Here is a 21294-nt window from a genome sequence, read left to right as displayed (position 1 = left end):
TTGTGCACGCGTTCACAAAGACATAGCCTGCTGTCGACGGGGCGGTCTGGGGACGCATGACCGCCCGCAGCCCCGCTCTACCCGCAGGAGCACCGTGGCAACTGGCCGAACTCACCGACCGGCGACCCGCAGCCGAGGGATTCCCGAGGCCACCGTCGCCAGGCTTCCGCTGTACCTCCGTGCCCTGACCGCGCTGTCGGAGCGCTCGGTACCCACCGTTTCATCCGAGGAACTGGCGGCCGCGGCGGGGGTCAACTCCGCCAAGCTGCGCAAGGACTTCTCCTACCTCGGCTCCTACGGGACGCGGGGCGTCGGCTACGACGTCGAGTACCTCGTCTACCAGATCTCCCGTGAGCTGGGCCTCACCCAGGACTGGCCGGTCGTGATCGTCGGTATCGGTAACCTCGGCGCCGCCCTGGCCAACTACGGCGGCTTCGCCTCCCGTGGGTTCCGGGTGGCCGCGCTGATCGACGCCGACCCGGCGATGGCGGGTAAGCCGGTCGCGGGCATCCCGGTCCAGCACACGGACGAACTGGAAAAGATCATCGACGACAACGGGGTCTCCATCGGCGTGATCGCCACCCCCGCCGGTGCCGCCCAGCAGGTGTGCGACCGGCTCGTCGCGGCCGGGGTCACGTCCATCCTGAACTTCGCGCCCACCGTTCTCTCCGTGCCGGACGGTGTCGACGTACGCAAGGTGGATCTCTCGATCGAGCTGCAGATCCTCGCCTTCCACGAGCAGCGCAAGGCCGGGGAGGAGGCCGCGGGCGAGCCCGGGGCCGTACCGCTGGCTCCCAAGGAGTCCGGGAAAGGACCCGACGGGGATGTCCCCGCCGTGATGCCGGCATGAGTCTCCTGGTCGTCGGGCTGAGCCACCGCAGCGCTCCGGTGAGTGTGCTGGAGCGGGCCGCGCTGTCCCTGGACGCGCAGATCAAGTTGCTTCAGGACACGGTCGCCGCCGAGCCGGCCACCGAGGCCGCCGTCCTCGCCACCTGCAACCGCATAGAGCTCTACGCGGACGTCGACAAGTTCCACGCGGGCGTCGCCGAGCTGTCCACGCTGCTCGCCCAGCACAGCGGGGTGGGGCTCGACGAGCTCACGCCCTATCTCTACGTGCACTACGAGGACCGGGCCGTCCACCATCTGTTCTCGGTGGCCTGCGGACTGGACTCCATGGTCGTCGGCGAGGGGCAGATCCTCGGGCAGATCAAGGACGCGCTGGCCCGGGCCCAGGAGCTGCACACCGCCGGACGCCTGCTGAACGACCTGTTCCAGCAGGGGCTGAGGGTCGGCAAGCGGGCGCACTCCGAGACCGGGATCGACCGGGCCGGGCAGTCGCTGGTGACCTTCGGCCTGGAGCAGTTCACCGCCGGTGGCGCCGTCGAGGGGTGGGCCCGGGGCAAGCGGGCCGTCGTGATCGGCGCCGGGTCGATGTCGTCGCTGGCCGCCGCCACGCTGGCGCGGGCCGGGGTCGCCGAGATCGTGGTCGCCAACCGGACGTACGACCGGGCCGAGCGGCTCGCGCAGATCCTCGGCGAGCAGGGCGAACAGGGCGAAACGGACGTGGTGGCCCGCGCGGTACCGATGGAATCGGTGCCTTCCGAGCTGACACGTGCCGATGTCGTCGTCTCCTGTACGGGTGCCACGGGCCTGGTCCTGAGCGCCGACGCCGTCGCCGCGGCCGTCGAGGGGAGGCTGCCCGAGGGGGCGGTCGCCGCCGGGCACGAGGACCGCACGGACACGCGGGGCGGCATACGGCCCGTGCTGCCGTCCGCCGCCGTCGGCGGTGACGAGGACTGTCCGCTCGACCTTCCCGCCGTGCAGGGCGGCGGCTTCTCCGTGCACGGGGAGGCGGCGGTCGCCGGGATGGACGCGGCGACGCTGGAGCAGCACGCGGCCTGGGTGGACAACGCGACCGTGGACCGGCGCACCGCCGCCCGCCGGACGCCCGCCGCCGAGGCGGAGCTGATCGCCGCGCTCGCCGCGACCTTCGCCGTCACCCGGCGGATCACCGAACTGCGCCGGCCCGAGCCGGTGGTCGAGGTGCCCCGGCCGGAACCCGTGCTGGCGCTGCTGGACCTGGCCATGCCCCGCGACATCGACGCGGCCGTGCACCGGCTGCCCGGCGTCCGGCTGGTCGACATCGAGTCCCTCGCCGAGGCGTCCGCCGACGCGCCGATGGCCGCCGACGTGGACATGGTGCGGAGGATCGTTTCGGACGAGGTGGCCGCCTTCGGCGCCGCCCAGCGGGCCGCGCACATCACCCCCACCGTCGTGGCGCTGCGTGCCATGGCCGCCGATGTCGTCGCGAGCGAGATCTCCCGCCTGGAGGGCCGGCTGCCGAGCCTCGACGACAAGCACCGAGCTGAGATCACCCAGACCGTGCGGCGCGTCGTCGACAAGCTGCTGCACGCGCCGACCGTACGGGTCAAGCAGCTCGCGGCCGAGCCCGGCGGCGCCGGGTACGCCGACGCGCTGCGGACCCTGTTCGACCTGGACCAGGAGACGGTCGCCGCCGTGTCCCGGGCCGATGACAGCCAAGAGAACGCCGAGAACCGAGGGCGATCATGAGTGAGCAGGCACGTGAGGCGCCCCAGCGGCAAGCCGATGGGACGCTGCGGCTCGGGACCAGGCGGAGCAAGCTCGCCATGGCCCAGTCCGGGCTGGTGGCGGACGCGGTCCGTCAGGTGACCGGACGGCCCGTCGAACTCGTGGAGATCACGACGTACGGCGACGTCTCGCGCGAGCACCTGGCGCAGATCGGCGGCACGGGCGTCTTCGTCACCGCGCTGCGGGAGGCGCTGCTGCGCGGGGAGGTCGACTTCGCCGTGCACTCGCTCAAGGACCTGCCCACCGCGCAGCCCGCCGAGCTGGCGCTGGCCGCCGTGCCGGTGCGCGAGGACGCGCGGGACGTGCTGGTCGCCCGCGACGGCCTCACCTTCGCCGAGCTGCCGGAGGGCGCCCGCGTCGGCACCGGTTCGCCGCGGCGGATGGCCCAGCTGAACGCGTACGCGCGCAGCCACGGCCTGACGATCGAGACGGTGCCGATCCGCGGGAACGTAGACACCCGGATCGGATACGTGCGGAAGGGTGAGCTGGACGCCGTCGTGCTGGCCGCCGCCGGACTGAACCGGATCGGCCGGATCGACGAGGTGACCGACTTCCTCTCGGTCGACACCGTTCTGCCCGCCCCCGGCCAGGGGGCACTGGCGATCGAATGCGTCGCGGACAACGCGACCCTCGTCGCCGCGCTCGGCGAACTCGACGACCCGTTCACACGGGCCGCCGTGACCGCCGAGCGGTCCCTGCTCGCCGCCCTGGAGGCCGGTTGCAGCGCACCTGTGGGTGCGTTCGCCGACCTTCTGGCCGACGGGCAGACTGTCAAGGAGATGCGCCTGCGCGGCGTCGTCGGCACGACCGACGGCTCGACGCTGGTGCAGCTGTCCACCACCGGTCCCGTGCCCGAGACGTACGACCAAGCAATGGCGCTCGGCCGTGAACTCGCGGCCGAGATGCTCGCCAAGGGCGCGGCCGGTCTGATGGGGGAGCGAGCACATTGAGCCCCACCACCCTTCCCGCCGGTCCGGACCACGGTCACGTCACCTTCCTCGGTGCCGGACCCGGGGATCCGGGACTGCTGACACTGCGCGCCGTGGAGGCGCTGGCGAACGCGGACGTCCTCGTCGCCGAGCACGAGGTGCTCGACGTGGTGCGTGCGCATGCCCGTCCGGGCGTCGCCGTCCTGGACACCGACACGGGCCCGCCGTCGCCCGTGGCCGCGGCGCCCTCGGCCTCTTCCGCGGCTACTTCAGCGGATACGTTTTCGGGCACAGGCACGCCTCAGCTGACGGTTGTTGACGGCGCGTCGACAACCGTTGGTGCACCCGCTGTGCGGGATGCGGCACATCTTGTCATGGAGGCCGCGCGGGGCGGCAAGCGGGTCGTCCGTGCGGTGTCCGGGGACCCCGGCCTGGACACGTACGCCACCGGCGAGATGCTGGCGTGCGCCGCCGCGGGTGTGCCGTTCGAGGTGGTGCCCGGTGTGGCCGCCGCCGTGGGCGTGCCCGCGTACGCCGGTGTGCCGCTGCGGGACGCGCAGGGCGCGGATGTGCGCTTCGTGGACGCGCGTACGGCGTCCGAGCGGTGCTGGACCGAGGTCGGGGCGTCCGACGGGACCGTCGTGGTCTCGGCGACGCTGGAGACCGTGGCCGCCGCCGCGGGTGAGCTGGTCGCCGCCGGCCGCAAGCCCGATACGCCGCTGACCGTCACCGTCGCCGGTACGACGACCCGGCAGCGGACCTGGACCGCCACGCTCGGCACGATCGCGCAGGTGCTGAAGCAGGCCAAGGTGCTGCCCTCGCCGGAGGGCGGCCGGCCGGTGATAGCCGTGGTCGGTGAGCGTTCCGCCGCGGCCCAGCGCGACCAGTTGTCGTGGTTCGAGAGCAAGCCGCTGTTCGGCTGGCGGGTCCTCGTGCCGCGGACCAAGGAACAGGCCGCCTCGCTCTCCGACCAACTGCGGTCCTACGGGGCCGTGCCGCACGAGGTGCCGACGATCGCCGTCGAGCCGCCGCGCACCCCGCAGCAGATGGAGCGGGCGGTCAAGGGCCTGGTGACCGGCCGGTACGAGTGGATCGCCTTCACCTCGGTGAACGCGGTCAAGGCCGTACGGGAGAAGTTCGAGGAGTACGGGCTCGACGCCCGTGCCTTCGCGGGGATCAAGGTCGCCGCGGTGGGCGAGCAGACCGCCAAGGCGCTGGTCGCCTTCGGTGTGAAGCCGGACCTGGTGCCGAGCGGGGAGCAGTCCGCGGCCGGGCTGCTGGAGGACTGGCCGCCGTACGACCCCGTCTTCGACCCGATCGACCGGGTCTTCCTGCCGCGTGCCGACATCGCCACGGAGACGCTGGTCGCCGGGCTGATCGAGCTCGGGTGGGAGGTCGACGACGTCACCGCCTACCGGACCGTGCGGGCCTCGCCGCCGCCGGCCGAGACCCGTGAGGCGATCAAGGGCGGCGGCTTCGACGCCGTGCTGTTCACGTCGTCGTCCACCGTGCGGAACCTGGTCGGTATCGCCGGCAAGCCGCACAACGTGACGGTGATCGCCTGTATCGGACCTGCCACGGCCAAGACCGCCGAGGAGCACGGGCTGCGGGTGGACGTGATGGCCCCCGAGCCGTCCGTGCACAAGCTGGCCGAGGCGCTCGCCGACTTCGGGCTGCGGCGTCGCGCCGCCGCGCTGGAGGCGGGGGACCCGGTGACGCGGCCGAGCGAGCGGCGGCCGGGGGCTCGGCGGAGGCGCAACACGACCTGAGCGGGTTGATCGGTTGTACGGGTTGTACGGGAGGGGCGGCGGTTCTTGGGGACCGCCGCCCTCCGTCTTGTGCGGTCGCTCTGTCAGTTGCCGGAGACGTACGGCAGGAACGTCGACCAGGCGGTGGGGGTGAGGGCGAGGCGGGGGCCTTGGGGGTTCTTCGAGTCGCGGACCAGGATCGTGGCGGGGGTGGTGGCGACTTCGAGGCATGAGGGAGTATCGGCGCCGCTGTGGCTGCTCTTTATCCACTCCAGCGACGTCTCGCCCCCGTCGGGCTTGCGGATCATGTGTCTCCCAGCAGTTTCTCGATGAAGGCCAGCGACTCGTGTGGCGTGAGAGCCTGTGACCGGATGGTCCCATAGCGGATATCGAGGATCTGAATGAGTTTCGGCTCGGCGATCGCACGGCTGATGAGTTGGACTTCGTTGTAACCCACGGTGGAGCCGTCGTTGAGTCTGAGCACTCGGAACGGGCCGTCGACGCCGGCGTTTCCCTCACGGTCCAGGGGCATGACCTGTACGTCGACGTTCCGCAACTGCCCGAGCTGCAACAACCGTTCGAGCTGCCTGTGCATCACCATTTTGCCGCCGTAGGGGCGTCGCAGTGTCGACTCGCACTGAACAAAGCTGAGAACCGGCAGGGTTGTGGTGCTCTCGATGATTTCCTGTCGTGCCAGGCGTGCGGCCACCCTCTGCTCCAGCTCGTCCTCCTTGAACGGCGGCCGTCGTGAGCCGAACACCGCCCGGGCGTACTCCTCCGTCTGAAGCAGCCCGTCGATGACCGAGTTGTTGTAGGAGCAGATCTCGACGGCCTCGGCCTCCAGCCGCTTCACGTCCCGCACCTTCTTCGGATACCGGACCTCCGCCAAGTCCCGCTTCATCGCGATGATCTTGCCGTTCGCGCCCAGGGCCTCGTCCGCCTGGTCCAGGTACTCCGGCCGGGGAATCCGCCTCCCCCGCTCGACCGAGGAGACCAGCTCCTCGCCGTACCCGATCGCCGTCCCGAACTCCGCCTGGGTGAGCCCCGCCGCCTCGCGCCACAGCTTCAGCTGGCGTGCGACGGTCCTGATCACCGCCCCGGCCTCGTCGTCCCCCGGGCCCGCGTCCCAGTCGCCCACGTCGTCCGCCTTCCGCCTTGCCGTTTCCCGGTACGGCCCGGACAGAGCCCGCAGCCCACCCGGACAGCCGCGCTCCGCACGGGCATCGACCCTTCACAGGCTATGCATGTGCGACCACGCTGTGTGACGTGAGCGATCGAATCACCCGAATCAGCAGTTCCGTTACCGCCGCGGCCGGACAGGCCGGGACCGCGGCTGTCGCCGACCCGCAGCGCCGGTTCTCCGTACCGCTCTCCGCCACCCGTCGCGGAGCCCGCCTGGCCCGGCTCCTGGCCGTGGAGCACCTGTGCTCGTGGGGGCTGCCCCTGGATCCCGCCCAGCTCATCGTGGCCGAACTCGCCGCCAACGCAGCCCTGCACGGCCGTGTTCCCGGCCGGAGCTTCCGGCTCACCCTCGCCGTCACGCCGCCGTCCATGCTTCGTATCGAAGTGATGGACGCGCGTGGGGAGCGGCTGCCCGGGTGTACGCCGGTCAGCGGGCCAGGTGTCGCCGAGGGCGGTTACGGGCTACTGCTCGTCGAGGAGTTGGCGGATCGGTGGGGTGTGGTGGACGGGCCGGTGCCGACCAAGACGGTGTGGGCGGAGCTGGACATCAGGCGCTGAAGCCGTTGCGGTGGGTCCGTGTGGGCGCGTCCTCGGCCCTGAACAGGCGTCAGGGTCGAGCTTTCTTCCTGATCGCTTCCCGGGTCCCGTCCTTCAGGGGGGCCGCGCTGTTCGCCGTACGTCGGTGCCCGGTGAGCGTTCTCGTCCGCTCACATGTCGATCGCGCCCGCCCAGACGCAGGCAGGCCTCACGTCTCGAACTCGCCCACCCAGGAACGCTCCAGCAGATGCTTGGGCAGGTACTCGGACTCGACATTGATGGGCATACCCACGTCGTAGGCGAGGCAGGCCATGGCGAGAGGGCCGAGGGCGACAGCTCCGTCGGTGCTCCGTTCGCGGTCCTCGTCCACGGTCCAGTACTCCTTGTGGAGTCGGAGGGCCTCGGCGAGGGCGGTGTTGAACTGTCCCTCGTCCCGCTTGAGGAACTGCAGAAACAGGTTGAGCGGCGGGTAGAGGACCTTCAGCATCAGTTCACGGTCGGCAACCCGGAGCCGATCCGGGTCGGCTCCCCGAAAGGCTGCGGTGAACTTGTCACCGAGCCCCGGACGCTCCATCCAGTACGCCTGCAGAGCGTCGACCCAGTCATAGATGTAGTCGTCGTACACCGGTGCCCCCGAACCAAGCAGCAGATCGACCGGCACGTCGGACAAACGCGTCATGCCGTCCTGGTCGCGGCAGATGACCGCCAGCCAGAACGCGGTGATCCAGTTGCCGGCGTCGGTGAAGTGCTGAGCGCCGATGGCCTGAACCGCACGTACCTTGTGCGCGATCCGGCACTCCACCGTTTCCTGATCCGTGGTGGCCGCCGCGAACATGGCGCAGCCGACCTGCATCGCCGCCACCCAGGCTTCCCAGGTCTCGGACTTGTCGGCGGTGGCGTCGTGGAGACAGTGCAGCGCCGCCTTGCTCAAGGCGCTGCTGAAGATCAGGCCGAACATCTCGGGATGCTCTGCGAGAACCTCTATCTCTTCGAGCAAGCGCCGGTCAGCCGCCTCGATGAAGCTCGTCGGATCTTCGGAGGGACGTTCGTCCTCGCGCGGCACGCGTGTGGTCATCGGCTGCTCCCGGGATTGCTGATGGAGCCGGTCGACCAGGGGCCGGACCTCGGCCGCGTAATCGAGCAGCGCCTTGGAGACCGTGCCCAGTTCGGTCTGCAGGTCGTAGCCGGCCGACGCGACGGGCGCCGTCGTCGCGAAGAGCTGGTCGGCCTCCGGGGCCCAGGGCTTCGGCATAGTCCGAGGACGCCTCCCAGGTGCGGACCGGGAACGCACCCAGAGCAATGGCCACCTGTAGGAACCTTGCGATCGGAGCGCTTCGCCTGGTCGGCGTCCGGAACATCGCCTCCGCACTCCGACGAGCAGCCCGGGACCAAACCGGGGCCCTCGCCCTCCTCGGCCCCACATGATCAAAACGGACGAGGCCGGACAACGCCGAAGCTCTGCCCCCCGGAACAACCGGGGGCACTTTAGTGTCACGACCAGGCGAGTCGTCCTCCGGCGACCGAGCAGGTCGGATGGCTTCCATCGGCGATTTCCGTCAGCGTTTCTGCCACGGAGTCGAAATAGTGAGCCAGTGACGCGTACTCGCCCGTGGTCGTGATCTCACCCACGAACCACCTGCCGACACGGCCGTCCTGCACGTCGATGAACTTTCCTGTCCAGCCGTCCTGGTCCGACAGGAACGGGATCCACTCATTGCGCCAGAACGGATTGTCCGGCTGATCCGGAGGGTTGACCCCACCGGGCATGGAGTGGTTCGCGTAGAGCTTCTCCATCGCCCGGATGCCCAGGAAGAAACTCCCCTCGTCCGGAAACCCGGCGAAACCGCAACACGCCACATCGTCGTCCACATCTTCCTCAGGAAGATCAAGGTTGTTCTGCAACAGCCAGGCCCGCAGTTCGCGATGAAGCCGGATGCCCATCCGTTCCTCGGCGGCCGCAAGCATCCGTTCCGTGGCTGGCCCGGGCAGATCCGCATGATCGGCCGGGGCGTGCTCCTGAAGAAGACTCATCACGCGGGACCAGCTCTCCATAACACTCATTCCCCACTACTCTCTGCGTGGACGCCCTATACGGCTGCGTCGCTTCGGCGGGCACGGGCAGTCCAAAGTTACAGAGCGTGGAGAACTCCGTGATCGCGGACGCCCGTGCCTGTTCCGCATCGGACTCCACCCAACACGACGAGACGTCACCAATCGGGCATCAAGCAGACCCGCTGCACTGATCGCCATGCCGTCGAACGCGACGTCCCCGGCGTCCGTCTCCAGTTGCTCCTAATTCCCCTTGAACTCCGGTATCTCGGCCGAGAAAACGGGCCTGTCCTCGCTCACGCCTACCCCCGGGTGACGCCCTCGCAGATCCGTGCGCAGATCGCCTGCTCCCAACTCGGCGCCCTGCCCACAGGTGCGACGCGCCGACGCGGGAACGTGAGGGGAACAACAAGTCGATCATTTGTGCAAAATTGCGATCGCGATTCCATGTGCTTCTGGCCAAAGCTCGCCCCGAAGCGCCTTGCGCCGGAGCCCGGGAACACGGGTTCCGGTCGTCCGTACGTCGGGGTTCCGGGCGGTAAAAAAGAGAAAGAACTCTTGGGAAAGAAACCTTCCAAACCATCCAAACCCCGTGTTCGTCACTCGCTGGGGTGAACTGTCTCAAGACGGCTGGCGTGGGAAGGGTTTGGGCGTGCAGTCTCGGCGGAGACAACCGCAGACATGCGACGGCCCCCGCTGGGACTGGCATCCCGGTGCGAGGGCCTGACCACTGAGGAAGACAGGACCTCTTCCCCATGGCTGAGACGAAGCCTAGCGGCGCCGTGTGCCCGCAGCCGCCTGTTCGGCAAAGCGCCACCCGATCCGGGGTCACCCACATCAGGGAATATCAGCCCGACCGGTTCACGATCATCGGCAACCACCTCGCGCAGCACCCTGAGTTGTCCCTGACCGCCATCGGGCTCGGTACCCACATCCTGTCGCTGCCCCAGGGTGCCTCCGCCGACATCCGCACCCTTGCCGAGCGGTTCCCCGAGGGGCGGGACCGGATCGCCTTCGCCCTGCGTGAGCTGGAGGCGCACGGATATATCGAGCGGGTGCGTGAGCGGGTCGACGGGGGGCGTGTCGTCACGCGTACGTACGCGTACAACGCTCCGGCACTCACGCGTGCCCGTCGGGCGGTCACGGGCGGGGTGGGCTTCACCGCCGCGCCGCCGCGGCCTGTGCCCGTCGGCGAGGGCGTTTCCGCGAGTCCACCCGGCTCCGCGGATTCCGTGCCGTCCGCTGTTCCACCCGCTCCGGTCCCGACGGGCGTGGAAGACGCCGCCCGCGCCGAAGACGGCGTACTCGCCGCCTCGGAGCCGACCGCCCAGGAGTCCGCCGCCTCGGAGTCCACCGAACCCGAGCCGTCCGGCAGCGAGCATCACGACAAGGCCGTCGCCCTGCTCGTGGGGCTGCGCCGGACCGACGACCGGTTCACGCTCTCCCGGCGGGACGTACGCCGTCTCACTCCGGCTGTCATCGCCTGGTTCGACAACGGTGCAAGTGCGACGGCGGTGCACCACGCCATGACGGCCGACGTGCCTGCCCTTGTCGAGCATCCGGCCGGTTTCCTCGCCTATCGGCTGCGAGAACTGCTGCCACCACCCTTGCCGCCCTCGTCGGCGGCTTCCGAGAGCGGGGTCCCAGAGGCCGAGCCGTCCTCCTCGTACCCCATGGTCGACTGCGCGGGTGGCTGCAATCGTGCCTTCCGCCAGCCGGAGGGTACGTGGTGCCGGGACTGCCGGGCCGAGCGCGACCGTCGCACCGCCGAAGCGGAAGCCGTCTGCGGCCGTGCGGCCTGAGCGCCCGGCAGGAAGCCCCTCGCGGGACGTATGAGCCTTCGAACCGACCAAAACGCCCCACCACTTCGAGGGAGCTGACATGGCCCACCCCATGCCCCACCACACGACCCACTCCGCCTACGTCGAGGTGTACAACACCCTGCGTCAAGCGGCCGCCGCACTGGAGGAACTGAAGCGTACGGGCGCCGGGGAAGGCTATGCGGAGCCCTATGCCGGAGCCGCGACACGCGGTGCGGTTCGCCGTGGCGGTTCTGCACCCCGTTCTGCCCTGCCAGCCGGGGCCGCCCGCCGACCATGAGCCCCAGCGGCAACTGGACCTGGCCGCGCACTGGCGGGACGCCGCGTTCGAGATCGGTGAGTTCGCGCCGGAGCCCGCGTTGCGGGTCGTCAGGAGCGAGGAAGGTGCCCGAACGCAAGGAGGTGGCGTTCAGGGGGCGTAAGAACGGCGCGGTGTGCGTCAGTTCCCCCTCGCGGAGCGGGTGTTCGCGCTGGCAGAGTGGACGTGTATCGCGCGGGCCGACGGGGGAGGCACGGGAGCATGACAGCGATGATCTCGGTGAAGGTCGAGGGTCCGGTCGGGCTGGACGAGCCGCAGGAACTGCTCGAAGAGCTGGGCCGGGAGACGGGGCTGAACTGGCGGCTGGAGACGGTCGGACAGAAGGGCACACTGGGCGGCGACCTCGCCTTCACGCTGCTGGAGGCGCTGCTGGAGGGCGCTGTCGGCGCGGCGGTCGGGGTCGCGGCCCAGCGGGCGGTCGACACCTGGCGGGGGCGGCGGCTCGACCCGCCGACGGTCACCATCGTCTTCCAGATGCCGCAGACGCCGGGGGCGCCGCCAGCGCCGGGGACTGCAGGTACGCCGGGCACGCCGGGAACTCCGGGTGCGCCCGAGCCCCCGCAGGACCCCCAGCCGCCGCAGCGCCCCGGTGACGACGCCGGCGGTCCCGCAGGGCCTCCCGCCACCTCCGAAGGGAGCTGACGGCCATGGCGTCGCGGGCGCTGGTGATCGGCGTCGGGTCGTACGACGACGACTCCGGCATAGACGGGTATCCGACGATCGAGGCGAGCGCCCGCGCGTACGGGGCGGCGTTGGCCCGGGACCCGCAGTGGGGCGCGGAGGCAGGGGCCTCGGTGCTGGAGCCCGAGCGGACCCGGACCGCGGACGGCGTGATGCGCGCCCTCCACGAGGTTGCCGCCGCCGGGGAGGGGCCGCAGGACACCCTGCTCGTGGTGTACGTCGGGCACGGCGCGTACTGGCAGGACGTGCCGGGCGGCCAGGTGCACTTCGCGGTCGGCTCGTCCCGGATCAACGAGCCCTGGACCTGGCTGTCCGCCTGGTACGTGTACCGGGCGATCCGGAAGAGCAAGGCCGGCCTCAAGGTGCTGATCGCCGACTGCTGCTACTCCAACATGCTGCCCCACCTGGGACCCGAGTCCGCGCTGCCGGGCGCCCTCGGCACCCGCTACCAGGGCACCTGTGTGCTCACCGCGGTCGGCGGCACCGTACACAACGCCTGGGCCGACGCCTGCGCGAACCTGCCGAGCCCGCTGGACACCTGCACCCCGTTCAGCGGGCACCTGCTGAACGTGCTCGGCGAGGGCATGCCCGACCACCCCGACGACCTCACCCTCGGCGCGCTCCGCGCGGGGATCGACGAGAGCATGCAGGAGTGCGGAGTCCACCACGCGCCCCGGATGCTGCTGAACGACGCCTCCGAGGCGGCCACGCTGTTCACCAACCACGCGAAGGGCCGCCGGCCCCGGGCACGCGTGCTGGACACCGTGGACGGATGGGTCCGCGAGCTGCTCCTCAACGGCGAGCGCAACCTGCCCGACCTGATGCGCCGCCCCGACCTCGCGGGTCGGGTCGTCGTACGGCTGAAGGCGGGCGACGAGCAGAGCCGCGAACTGGCCCACCGCGTGGACCGGCGGGCCGCCGAACTCCTGCCCGACCCGGTCGACTTCGTCAGGTACTGGGGCGAGATCGAACCCGCGATGCTGGGCGGCGGATGAGCGGCGCCAACGGCCGGGCGGCCGACCGCCGGACCGAGCATCTCTTCCAGCTGGACCTCGCCGAGTCGCTCAACGAGGCGTACGCCTGGGTGACGCGGATCCAGGTCGCCCAGTTCGTGGGCATCCTGGCCCGGATGAGGGAGGAGCACCGCGAGGCCATGGCCATGCGTGCCCTGCACGCCTTCGCGCTGCGCCGCCCCGTCCACGAACTGGTCCGGCTCGCCGACCACTTCGACAAGCGGGACGCTGTGATGCTGATGGCGACGGCGGCCCTGTCCCGGCCGGTCGGCGAGGCGGCCGAGCTGGCGCTGATGCAGTACGAGGCGGAGGCGGGCGGTGAGCGTGCCCCGATCACCGCGAGCATCGTGCACGACGTGGCCTGCCAGCGCACCGCGTTCGACGTGGCGGTGTTCGTACGGGTCCTGGAGCAGCGGCAGCCGACGCTCGCCAAGCGGACCGTGCAGGTGTTCGCGAGCCCCGGTTCCGGCCGCACCAACCTCGACAAGGCGCTGCTGCACACCGCGCTGCGCGACGAGGGCTGCCACCGCGAGGCCGACCGGCTGCTCGGGCTGACCCTGCGGGCGATCGCCGACAGCCCGCCGGGTGCCGCGGGGCCGGGTGGGGCGGGCGAGGAGGGCGAGGAGATGGCCGACCTCGCTGGCGCCTTCCAGCACCTCAGCCCCGCCGGGCGGGTCCTGGAACGCTGGGTCGAGGAACGGCTGAACGCCTCGGATGCCACGGAGGTGGAGCGCACCAGGGAGCTCGTGGCGCGGCTCATCGCCCGGCGCGGCGCCGGACACGACGCCCTCGCCGAGCACATCGGCCGCACCGCGCAGCCCCGCCACGTGGTGAAGCTCTGCGCGCTGCTCGCCCGGGGCGACACGGCGTCCCCCGCCAAGTGCGCCCTGGTGCGGCGGTACGCGGCCGGGCACAAGAACGTGCAGGAGCTGGCCGTGCTGGTGACGTTCTGGCACAAGGAGCCGGCCCTGACGCGCACGACCCGTGAGCTGCTGACGGACATCGTGGCGGGCGCCGGGGCGGGCGCCCACGGCTCCGGTGTGGCCGCCCAGAGGTCCGGTGTGGCCGCCGGGGGGTCCGGGGCGCCTGCCGAGGGGGCCAGGGTGGTCGCCGACGGTTCGGGGGCGGGGCCCGACGGTTCGGGGGCCGCGCCCCGCACGCTGAACGAGTTGCGGCAGCTGGACGAGTGGCTGCGGGTGGAGGACGCCGACCCGCAGTGCTCCCAGATGCTGGGCCACGCGGCCGCCGTGCACGTGGAGGGGCGTTCCGGCGCCGACCTGGTGACCCTGCTGGGCCGGGTCGCGCGCAGCCGCGACCGGACCCGCGCCGCGGACACGGTGGGGCGCCGGCTCGCCATGGCCGTGATGCGGCCGGACGCGGACCGCGACCGGTTCGTGGACTGCCTGCGTGCGCTGCACGACGCCCGGTACTCCGTCGCCGTACGCGCCGCGTGCCGTGAACTGTCCGACCCCTCGCACGCGTTGACGGTCGACGCCGCGCTGGTCGCCGATGTCGCGGGTCGGCTGCACCGCGCCAGGCTCCACAAGATCGCCTGGACCCTGCTCGAACGGCTCCTGGAGAACGAGCAGTTGGTGACGCCGGCCGATGTGGTCGAGGTCGTCGGCGGGGTGCTCGCGCTGCCGCTGCCGGACGCGGAACTGCTGCTGCGCGCCACCGTGGGCCGCTGGTCCGACGTCGGTCACCGCGACGACGCGGTGACCGCGCTACGGGACGCAGGGCGGCGCGAGGCGGCGGAGTGGGTCATCAAGTCCCTGCGGTGACCGCCGCCCTCGGCTCCTGTTCCGCCTCGCGCCGGGGCCCGGGAAGGGTCGGCGGTACGGCGGCCATGTAGCGGCGGCAGGCGTTGACCAGCAAGGGGAAGAGGACGGCCGCGGAGAGGGCGGCGACGGGCAGGGTCACCAGGCCCACGTCCTCGAACCTCCCGTCCAGGGCGTCCCGCAGCCCGGTGCACAGCACGAGCACCGCCAGATGGGTGAGGAAGAGCAGCACCGGCCGTACGGCGGGGTCGTCGGGACGGGCGAAGCGGGAGACATGGTCCCGGGCGTCGTAGCGGCGCAACAGGCGTCCCAGGAAGGGCAGGTCGAGCCGGGCGAGCCAGGGCAGGCAGAGCAGCAGGGCCGAGCCCACCGCCACGGCGGCCATGCCCCGCCACACCTTGCCCCACCCGGCCTCGTGGATCACCACGGCGATCGCGATGAACGCGGTGGACGACAGCACCAGGTGCAGCACACGGCGTGCGCCCGGGAACCCCGGCGGTTTCAGCGCCACCAGGACGACGCCCGGCATGGCGTACACCACCAGCGCCGGCACGCTGTTGAGGGCGACCAGATCCTCCCAGCTGCCCTCCACCAGCAGGAGCATCACCAGGCCGATGGTGAAGTTGACCAGCAGGATCATCCAGAACGCGTCGATCTCGGCCCCCCGGAACCGGAACGACGCCCGGCGGGCCGTCTGCAGCCCCCGGTGGGTGAGGTGGGCGCGGCTCAGGGCGGCGACCTCTCGTGTCAGGGCGTGGGTGAAGACGATCCCGGAACCCATGGGGGACAGCACCGCGTTCAGCCGGATCAGCCAGACCAGCCAGATGCCGCCGAGGGCCGTGGCGAACTGGGCGTACGGGGACGCCAGCATGTTCCCGGTGAGCTCACCGCAGAGCCCGCCGAAGATCCACTGAAGCGCCGTGTACAGCACGAACGCGCCGACGAGCGTGCCGTACACCGCCCACCGCAGCCGGGCGGCCTCGCCCCTGCCGCGCCGTTTGACGTTGCCCGCGAAGTCGAGCGGCGCCTGGAAACCGATGTACGCGTAGATGATGCTGCCGCCCAGCACCATGTACAGGAAGTCCTGCGGCCGCGGGTGCCCGGCCTTCGCCTGCAGGCCCGCCCTGGTCCCCTCCTGCCCGCTGAGATACCAGACGTCCTTCGGCGCACAGGTGTGGGCGTTGTCGAGCGCGTACTGCCACAGGCAGACGACGATCAGCACCGGGATCAGGACCTTCACCACGGTGACGACGAGGTTCAGCCGGATCAGCCGGCGCTGCGGCAGCAGGTTGACGGCCATGATCAACGCCAGGAACGCCACCGCGCACAGCAGACCGGTTCCCGACAGGTCGTAGGGCCGGGGCACGCTCCGGCCGAGCCCGCCGGCCCCCGCCAGCCGCTCCCCGTTCTCCAGCAGCCACGGGTACTCGTACGCCAGCCCGCGGACCATCGCCGCCGCCTCGCTCGCCGGGTTCGCCGCGTAGACGATCCACAGGCCGGCGGCCACGACCGTGGCCACGAGCGGCCCGGCGGCCTGGAGCGGCAGGAAGATCAGCCCGCCCGTCTTGGGGACGGCGATCCCCAGTTCGACCATCACGGCGGCGATCAGGAGCATCAGCCCCCCGCCCGCCACCCATCCCCATATGGCGTGCTCACCGAGCCCCCAGAAGGCGGGGCCCGCCGCCAGCAGCCACCCGGACCCCACCACGCCGCCGGCCGCCAGGCCGACGAGGTCCAGGGTGGACAGGCGGCGCCGTTCGTCCGCGGCCTCCGCCGTGTTCTCACACGCGGGACCACGCTCCCCCGTACGACCCAACGTCATCCCCCTTTGACCTGAGTACCGGTCCGAAGTGCCCTCCTCGCAGGTTACGCACGCGTGGACACACCTGGTGAGATGAATGACGCGATCGTCACTGCGCGGGGGAGCGGATCGTTACCGGGCGGGGGAGCGGTGCCGCCGACGGTACGTCGGTAAAGGGGGTGCCGGGGCGGGCGTAGCGTAGGGGTATGTCGACGTACGGATCCTTCCCCGGTACGCGGCCGCGGCGGCTGCGCACTTCGCCCGTGATGCGCCGGATGGTCGCGGAGACGCGGCTGCATCCGGCGGACTTCATCCTTCCCGCGTTCGTACGGGAGGGTGTCAGCGAGCCGGTGCCGATCGCCGCGATGCCGGGGGTCGTGCAGCACACGCGCGACAGCCTGAAGAAGGCAGCCGCGGAGGCGGTCGAGGCCGGGATCTCCGGGATCATGCTGTTCGGGGTGCCGGAGGACGCCAAGAAGGACGCCCTGGGCACGCCGGGGACGGACCCCGACGGGATCCTCCAGGTCGCGCTCCGCGACGTACGGGCCGAGGTCGGCGACGAGCTGCTGGTGATGTCGGACCTGTGTCTCGACGAGACGACCGACCACGGGCACTGCGGTGTGCTCGACGCGCAGGGCCGCGTCGACAACGACGCCACGCTGGAGCGGTACGCCGAGATGGCGCAGGTGCAGGCCGACGCCGGTGCGCACGTGGTCGGGCCCAGCGGCATGATGGACGGCCAGATCGGCGTCGTCCGTGACGCGCTCGACCAGATCGGGCGGGAGGACGTGGCGATCCTGGCCTACACGGCCAAGTACGCGTCCGCGTTCTACGGGCCCTTCCGCGAGGCCGTCGCCTCCTCGCTCCAGGGGGACCGCAAGACCTACCAGCAGGACCCGGCCAACGCGCGGGAGTCGCTGCGGGAGTTGGCCCTCGACCTGGAGGAGGGCGCCGACATGGTGATGGTGAAGCCGGCCGGTCCCTACCTCGACATCGTGGCGAAGGTCGCGGACGCCGTGGACGTGCCGGTCGCCGCGTACCAGATCTCCGGTGAGTACTCGATGGTCGAGGCCGCCGCGGAGAAGGGCTGGATCGACCGGGAGCGGGCGATCCTGGAGACGCTGACCGGCATCAAGCGGGCCGGCGCGCAGAACATCCTCACCTACTGGGCCGTCGAGGCCGCGCGGATGGTGCGCTGAGCGACCGACCCCTGTGCGGGCGCGGCCCCGGGCGACGCGTGTGCGTCGTCCGGGGCCGTTCGTCGTTCCGGCCCGCCCCTGGTCCGGGGCCGTTCGGCCTCCGGTGCCGTCGCGGCCCCGTGTCCCGTCAGTACATGAGGGCCTCGTCGATCGTCGACCGCCAGTACGTGACGGCGAGGGTGCTGTCGTAGTAGACGCCCTTGGCGGGGAGGGACGGGGACGCGGTGGCGCCGCCGTTGCTGCCGGGCTTCTGACCCTGGAAGCGGATGGTGGCCTTCTTGGCGGTGGTGCCGTTCTCCCCGCTGCCGTCGGCGGCCGAGAGCAGGACGCCCGCGTAGCCGGACTCACCGGGGGCGAGGGTCACCACGGCCTGCGGCTGCGACTCCTCCATGACCCGCGGGGCCCACTGGACCTGGTCGAAGCGGACGGTCGGGTAGTAGAAGAGGTCGCAGACCTTCGTGCCGGTGTTCTTGACCGTGATGAGCATGTGGTTGAGGGGGCGGGAGACCGGCTTCATGGTCACGGCGGTGTTCGCCCCGTTGCAGGTGACCCGGTTCGCGGGGTCGGACGGTTCCCCGCCCTTCTGCGACGCCTGGCCCACGGTGCTCTTGCCCTGGCCCGCGCTCCCGCCCTGCCGATCCCCGGTCGCGGAGGTCTCGGCGCCCGTCTGCCCGTTCGGGGACGTCTTGTTGCCGCCCGTGCCGGTGTCCGTGCCCTTGCCCGAGTCCGTCTGCGTGAAGCCCTCGGCGGCCGACACCGAGGCGTGCGCGGCGCCCTCGTCCTTCATGCCCGTGCCGTCACCGCACGCGGTGAGGGAGAGCGCCGCGAGGGCCGCTCCGGCCGCGACGAGCAGACGGGAGGGGCGGACGGTGCGGGCGGTGCGGTACGTACGCATGACGGAGTCCCTTTCGGACAAAGCCGGTGGAGAAGGCTGAGAACAAGTGGTCGAACGCGCGCCGCTCGACCGGACTTTCGGGAGCGGCGTGTTTGGATGACCAGAGCTTGCGGGGTGATCCGTCCCGGCCGCCACCTCCGGCGGGCGATCAGGGACGCTGGAATGCTCGCAACGCCCGTGACCTGGGCGAACGTCCCTTCCCTGGAACGCGGAACGGGACGCCGGTGATGTGAGGGGACGGAGAGAACGTGTCGGGGAGCGGTGCCGGGAACGGCATGGCGGCTGGTTTCGCGGAACAGCTGCGGGAGTTGAAGGAGCGTTCCGGGCTGAGCTACGGGGTGCTCGCCAAGCGGCTCCACATGAGTACGTCGACGCTGCACCGGTACTGCAACGGGGACGCCGTACCGACGGACTACGCGCCCGTGGAGCGGCTGGCCCGCCTCTGCAGGGCCACGCCCGCAGAACTGGTCGAGCTGCACCGCAAGTGGGTGCTCGCGGACGCGACGCGCGGACGCAAGGGGGGCGACCTCCGTGCGGCCGGCGGGGATTCCACGGCGGCTCCGGACGGGGGCGCGGTCGCGCACGAGACGCCGGCCCCGGCGGCGGGCACGGGGGAAGCCACCGGTGAGCCCGAGACGCCGGCGCCGGCGAAGGCCGTGCCCGTTGGGGCTTCCGGGGCTGACGAGGCGGCCGGGGCCCCCATGTCCGAGGGCGAGGTCGTCGAGGGCGGCCCGGGGGCCCGGTCGTTCCGTACGGCTCCCCGGCCGCGTCGGCGGACCCGGGCCGCCCTCGTCGCGGGTGTGGCCGTCGCCGCCCTGGTCGGTGCCGTCACGCTGGCGGTGAGCCTCCCGGACGAGTCCGGGAACGACGGCGGTCGCCGTTCCCTCGCCGACATGCCCGCCGGGGACGGGCTGGAGGAGGGCTCCCCGTCCTCGTCCGACGCCTCGCCCTCACCCTCCGGGAGCGAGACGGACGGGAAGGGCACGAAGGACGGCAAGGGGGCGAAGGGCGACGGGAAGGGCGCGCCCGCGCCCACCGGTGCCGCCACCCCGACGGGTTCCGGGGCGGGCGGCGGTGACTCCGCGTCCCTCGACCCGCCGTTGTCCGTGAAGGTGGAGCCGTACCTCTGGGAGAGCCCGTGCGACCAGCGGTATCTGGTGAACCGGCCGCCCACGGACGTCCCCGAGCCGCCGCCGGAGCCGGACGCGGCGTCCTGGGTGGCGCGGACGGGGGCGGTCTCGTCCGGCGGGCAGTACCTGAGGCTCACCGTCCAGGGCACCGGCAAGGAGACGGTCGTCGTGAACAGCGTCCAGGTCCGCACGGTCGCCAAACGGCAGCCCCTGCCCTGGAACGACTACGTCATGGGGTATCCCGGTGTCGGGTGCGGGGCCGGTGTGCCGACCCGGTCCTTCACGGTCGCTCTCGATGCCGCGCGGCCCGTCGTCAAGCCCAAGGCGGGGAGCAAGGACTTCCCGTACTCCGTCAGCGAGTCCGACCCGGAGGTGTACTTCATCACGGCCGACGCCTCGGTGTACGACGTCAGCTGGTACCTGGAGGTCAAGTGGTCGTCGGGCTCCCGCAGCGACACGCTGAAGGTGGACAACGGCGGCCAACCGTTCCGCACGAGCGGCAACAACGGGCGCCCGGCCTACGAGTACCCGCTGAACGGGAAGCAGTGGGTGAAGGAGGGCACGACCCTCGGCGAGGACGGCTGAGCCGGGGCGGGGCGGGCGTCCGGATTTCGGCGTTGTGAACTCCCTTTTGCGGCTAGGTTGTTGTTCGTTCAATGACCCCCCCAGGAGAGGCTTCATGGCCGGAGACGCGCTCAGTCAGGACCCCGCGGACCTGCGGAGGAGGATCGACACCACCAAGGCGCACCCGGCACGCGTCTACGACGTCTTCCTCGGCGGCAAGGACAACTACCCCGTGGACCGCGAGGCAGCCGGCGCGGCACTCGCGGCCAACCCGCGCGGGTACCTCGACGTCCGGCACAACCGGGACTTCCTGCGCCGGGCCGTGACCACGCTCGCCAAGGACGAGGGCGTCCGGCAGTTCCTGGACATCGGCACCGGGCTGCCGACCGCCGAGAACGTCCACCAGATCGCCCAGGACATCACCCCCGGCACCCGGGTCGTGTACGTCGACAACGACCCGGTGGTGCTGGCGCACGCCCGAGCGTTGCTCACCAGCGGGCCGGAGGGCGCCACCGACTACATCGACGCCGACTTCCGGCAACCGGCGGGCATTCTCGAAGAGGCCGCCAGGACACTCGACTTCGACGAGCCGATCGCGCTGTGCCTGGTGGCGCTCCTGCACTTCGTCGAGGACGAGGTCGCCTACCCCGTCGTACGCGAACTGATCGACGCGCTTCCCGCCGGGAGCCGGCTCGTCCTCACCCATCTCACGGAGGACCTCAATCCCTCGAAGATCCGCGCCGTGCAGGAGACGTACACCAAGCGGGGGTTCACCTTCGTGCTGCGCTCCAAGGACGAGGTGGCGCGGTTCTTCGAGCAGAGCGGGCTCGTGGTGGACGAGCCGGGGGTCGTTCCCGTCCACCACTGGCGGTTCGAGGAGGGCGCGCCGTTGCCCCCGGAGGTGGAACCGCACACGTTGGCCGCGTTGGACGACATCGAGAAGGTCCGGTACCGGGACATCAACGACGTGACCGACGCGGACATCAATGTGTACGCGGCCACCGGGAGGAAGGCGTAGCGACCGCCCCGCCTTCCCCGG

Annotated in this window: 19 protein-coding genes; 13 read left to right on the top strand and 6 right to left on the bottom strand. The window is 71.2% G+C overall.

Translation table 11 applies throughout. The features are described from left to right. Positions 1–94: 94 nt before the first annotated feature. Genes ACZ43N_RS25675 through ACZ43N_RS25660 form a run of 4 tightly spaced genes read left to right on the top strand, consistent with a single transcriptional unit; the run spans position 95 to position 5308 of the window. Positions 95–850 (top strand): redox-sensing transcriptional repressor Rex, encoded by a 756-nt coding sequence (locus tag ACZ43N_RS25675; protein WP_159771274.1) that lies wholly within the window; start codon positions 95–97, stop codon positions 848–850. Then, on the top strand, positions 847–2571 hold the full coding sequence (locus tag ACZ43N_RS25670; RefSeq protein ID WP_468100674.1) for a glutamyl-tRNA reductase: 1725 nt from the start codon (positions 847–849) through the stop codon (positions 2569–2571). Before ACZ43N_RS25675 ends, ACZ43N_RS25670 begins: the two co-directional genes overlap by 4 nt. After that, positions 2568–3560, top strand: a complete 993-nt coding sequence (gene hemC / locus ACZ43N_RS25665; protein WP_468100672.1) for a hydroxymethylbilane synthase — start codon at positions 2568–2570, stop codon at positions 3558–3560. Before ACZ43N_RS25670 ends, hemC begins: the two co-directional genes overlap by 4 nt. Beyond that, a complete protein-coding gene (locus tag ACZ43N_RS25660) occupies positions 3557–5308 on the top strand; it encodes a bifunctional uroporphyrinogen-III C-methyltransferase/uroporphyrinogen-III synthase (protein WP_468100671.1) in 1752 nt (583 codons plus the stop codon). The genes hemC and ACZ43N_RS25660 overlap by 4 nt, the downstream gene beginning before the upstream one ends. Before the next feature lie 83 nt (positions 5309–5391). On the opposite strand, the gene ACZ43N_RS25655 is transcribed toward ACZ43N_RS25660, so the two are convergent. Together ACZ43N_RS25655 and ACZ43N_RS25650 are read right to left on the bottom strand one after the other, a co-directional pair. Further along, positions 5392–5595, bottom strand: a complete 204-nt coding sequence (locus ACZ43N_RS25655) for a DUF397 domain-containing protein (RefSeq protein ID WP_468100670.1) — start codon at positions 5593–5595, stop codon at positions 5392–5394. Further along, complete coding sequence (locus tag ACZ43N_RS25650; protein WP_468100668.1) at positions 5592–6425, bottom strand: helix-turn-helix domain-containing protein; 834 nt, start codon at positions 6423–6425, stop codon at positions 5592–5594. The genes ACZ43N_RS25655 and ACZ43N_RS25650 overlap by 4 nt, the downstream gene beginning before the upstream one ends. A 128-nt stretch (positions 6426–6553) precedes the next feature. On the opposite strand from ACZ43N_RS25650, the gene ACZ43N_RS25645 reads away from it, so the two are divergent. After that, a complete protein-coding gene (locus ACZ43N_RS25645; RefSeq protein WP_468100666.1) occupies positions 6554–7027 on the top strand; it encodes an ATP-binding protein in 474 nt (157 codons plus the stop codon). Positions 7028–7214: 187 nt separating this feature from the next. On the opposite strand, the gene ACZ43N_RS25640 is transcribed toward ACZ43N_RS25645, so the two are convergent. Both ACZ43N_RS25640 and ACZ43N_RS25635 read right to left on the bottom strand, forming a co-directional pair. Then, a complete protein-coding gene (locus ACZ43N_RS25640; RefSeq protein ID WP_468100664.1) occupies positions 7215–8258 on the bottom strand; it encodes an immunity 49 family protein in 1044 nt (347 codons plus the stop codon). 239 nt (positions 8259–8497) lie between these two features. Then, the gene (locus ACZ43N_RS25635) at positions 8498–9058 is read right to left on the bottom strand and encodes an SMI1/KNR4 family protein (protein WP_468100662.1); all 561 of its coding nucleotides are present in this window, start codon (positions 9056–9058) and stop codon (positions 8498–8500) included. A gap of 752 nt (positions 9059–9810) precedes the next feature. On the opposite strand from ACZ43N_RS25635, the gene ACZ43N_RS25630 reads away from it, so the two are divergent. The 5 genes from ACZ43N_RS25630 to ACZ43N_RS25610 all read left to right on the top strand — a co-directional run bounded on the left by ACZ43N_RS25630 (position 9811) and on the right by ACZ43N_RS25610 (position 14669). Next, positions 9811–10857: a helix-turn-helix domain-containing protein gene (locus ACZ43N_RS25630; RefSeq protein WP_468100661.1), complete on the top strand. Its 1047-nt coding sequence runs from the start codon at positions 9811–9813 to the stop codon at positions 10855–10857. Between the two features lie 209 nt (positions 10858–11066). Continuing rightward, complete coding sequence (locus tag ACZ43N_RS25625) at positions 11067–11297, top strand: hypothetical protein (protein ID WP_468100660.1); 231 nt, start codon at positions 11067–11069, stop codon at positions 11295–11297. Positions 11298–11395: 98 nt separating this feature from the next. After that, positions 11396–11836 (top strand): hypothetical protein, encoded by a 441-nt coding sequence (locus ACZ43N_RS25620; protein ID WP_468100658.1) that lies wholly within the window; start codon positions 11396–11398, stop codon positions 11834–11836. A gap of 5 nt (positions 11837–11841) precedes the next feature. After that, entirely contained in the window at positions 11842–12870 is a 1029-nt protein-coding gene (locus ACZ43N_RS25615) for a hypothetical protein (protein ID WP_468100657.1), read from the top strand. Then, positions 12867–14669: a hypothetical protein gene (locus tag ACZ43N_RS25610; RefSeq protein WP_468100655.1), complete on the top strand. Its 1803-nt coding sequence runs from the start codon at positions 12867–12869 to the stop codon at positions 14667–14669. The genes ACZ43N_RS25615 and ACZ43N_RS25610 overlap by 4 nt, the downstream gene beginning before the upstream one ends. On the opposite strand, the gene ACZ43N_RS25605 is transcribed toward ACZ43N_RS25610, so the two are convergent. Next, the gene (locus tag ACZ43N_RS25605) at positions 14653–16488 is read right to left on the bottom strand and encodes an APC family permease (protein WP_468100653.1); all 1836 of its coding nucleotides are present in this window, start codon (positions 16486–16488) and stop codon (positions 14653–14655) included. The genes ACZ43N_RS25610 and ACZ43N_RS25605 overlap by 17 nt on opposite strands. 185 nt (positions 16489–16673) lie before the next feature. On the opposite strand from ACZ43N_RS25605, the gene hemB reads away from it, so the two are divergent. Next, positions 16674–17666, top strand: coding sequence for a porphobilinogen synthase (hemB, locus tag ACZ43N_RS25600; protein ID WP_468100651.1), 993 nt, complete (start codon positions 16674–16676; stop codon positions 17664–17666). Between the two features lie 127 nt (positions 17667–17793). On the opposite strand, the gene ACZ43N_RS25595 is transcribed toward hemB, so the two are convergent. Then, a complete protein-coding gene (locus ACZ43N_RS25595; protein WP_468100650.1) occupies positions 17794–18561 on the bottom strand; it encodes a DUF4232 domain-containing protein in 768 nt (255 codons plus the stop codon). Between the two features lie 248 nt (positions 18562–18809). Here ACZ43N_RS25595 and ACZ43N_RS25590 point away from each other — a divergent pair, with 248 nt between their 5' ends. After that, positions 18810–20276: a helix-turn-helix domain-containing protein gene (locus ACZ43N_RS25590; RefSeq protein WP_468100648.1), complete on the top strand. Its 1467-nt coding sequence runs from the start codon at positions 18810–18812 to the stop codon at positions 20274–20276. Positions 20277–20370: 94 nt separating this feature from the next. Continuing rightward, positions 20371–21273: an SAM-dependent methyltransferase gene (locus ACZ43N_RS25585; RefSeq protein ID WP_468100646.1), complete on the top strand. Its 903-nt coding sequence runs from the start codon at positions 20371–20373 to the stop codon at positions 21271–21273. Positions 21274–21294 lie beyond the last annotated feature (21 nt).

The organism is Streptomyces sp. NPDC030814 (genome assembly GCF_055572155.1).
Note: the sequence above shows the minus strand (reverse complement) of the source record. Positions and strands in the feature narration are given on the sequence as shown.

Coding starts and splice junctions, on each gene's coding strand:
- ACZ43N_RS25640 (WP_468100664.1), bottom strand. CDS start 8,258: ATGCCGAAGCCCTGGGCCCCGGAGGCCGACCAGCTCTTCGCGACGACG.
- ACZ43N_RS25605 (WP_468100653.1), bottom strand. CDS start 16,488: ATGACGTTGGGTCGTACGGGGGAGCGTGGTCCCGCGTGTGAGAACACG.
- ACZ43N_RS25625 (WP_468100660.1), top strand. CDS start 11,067: ATGCCGGAGCCGCGACACGCGGTGCGGTTCGCCGTGGCGGTTCTGCAC.
- ACZ43N_RS25620 (WP_468100658.1), top strand. CDS start 11,396: ATGACAGCGATGATCTCGGTGAAGGTCGAGGGTCCGGTCGGGCTGGAC.
- ACZ43N_RS25630 (WP_468100661.1), top strand. CDS start 9,811: ATGGCTGAGACGAAGCCTAGCGGCGCCGTGTGCCCGCAGCCGCCTGTT.
- ACZ43N_RS25610 (WP_468100655.1), top strand. CDS start 12,867: ATGAGCGGCGCCAACGGCCGGGCGGCCGACCGCCGGACCGAGCATCTC.
- ACZ43N_RS25595 (WP_468100650.1), bottom strand. CDS start 18,561: ATGCGTACGTACCGCACCGCCCGCACCGTCCGCCCCTCCCGTCTGCTC.
- hemC (WP_468100672.1), top strand. CDS start 2,568: ATGAGTGAGCAGGCACGTGAGGCGCCCCAGCGGCAAGCCGATGGGACG.
- ACZ43N_RS25585 (WP_468100646.1), top strand. CDS start 20,371: ATGGCCGGAGACGCGCTCAGTCAGGACCCCGCGGACCTGCGGAGGAGG.
- hemB (WP_468100651.1), top strand. CDS start 16,674: ATGTCGACGTACGGATCCTTCCCCGGTACGCGGCCGCGGCGGCTGCGC.
- ACZ43N_RS25655 (WP_468100670.1), bottom strand. CDS start 5,595: ATGATCCGCAAGCCCGACGGGGGCGAGACGTCGCTGGAGTGGATAAAG.
- ACZ43N_RS25670 (WP_468100674.1), top strand. CDS start 847: ATGAGTCTCCTGGTCGTCGGGCTGAGCCACCGCAGCGCTCCGGTGAGT.
- ACZ43N_RS25615 (WP_468100657.1), top strand. CDS start 11,842: ATGGCGTCGCGGGCGCTGGTGATCGGCGTCGGGTCGTACGACGACGAC.
- ACZ43N_RS25635 (WP_468100662.1), bottom strand. CDS start 9,058: ATGGAGAGCTGGTCCCGCGTGATGAGTCTTCTTCAGGAGCACGCCCCG.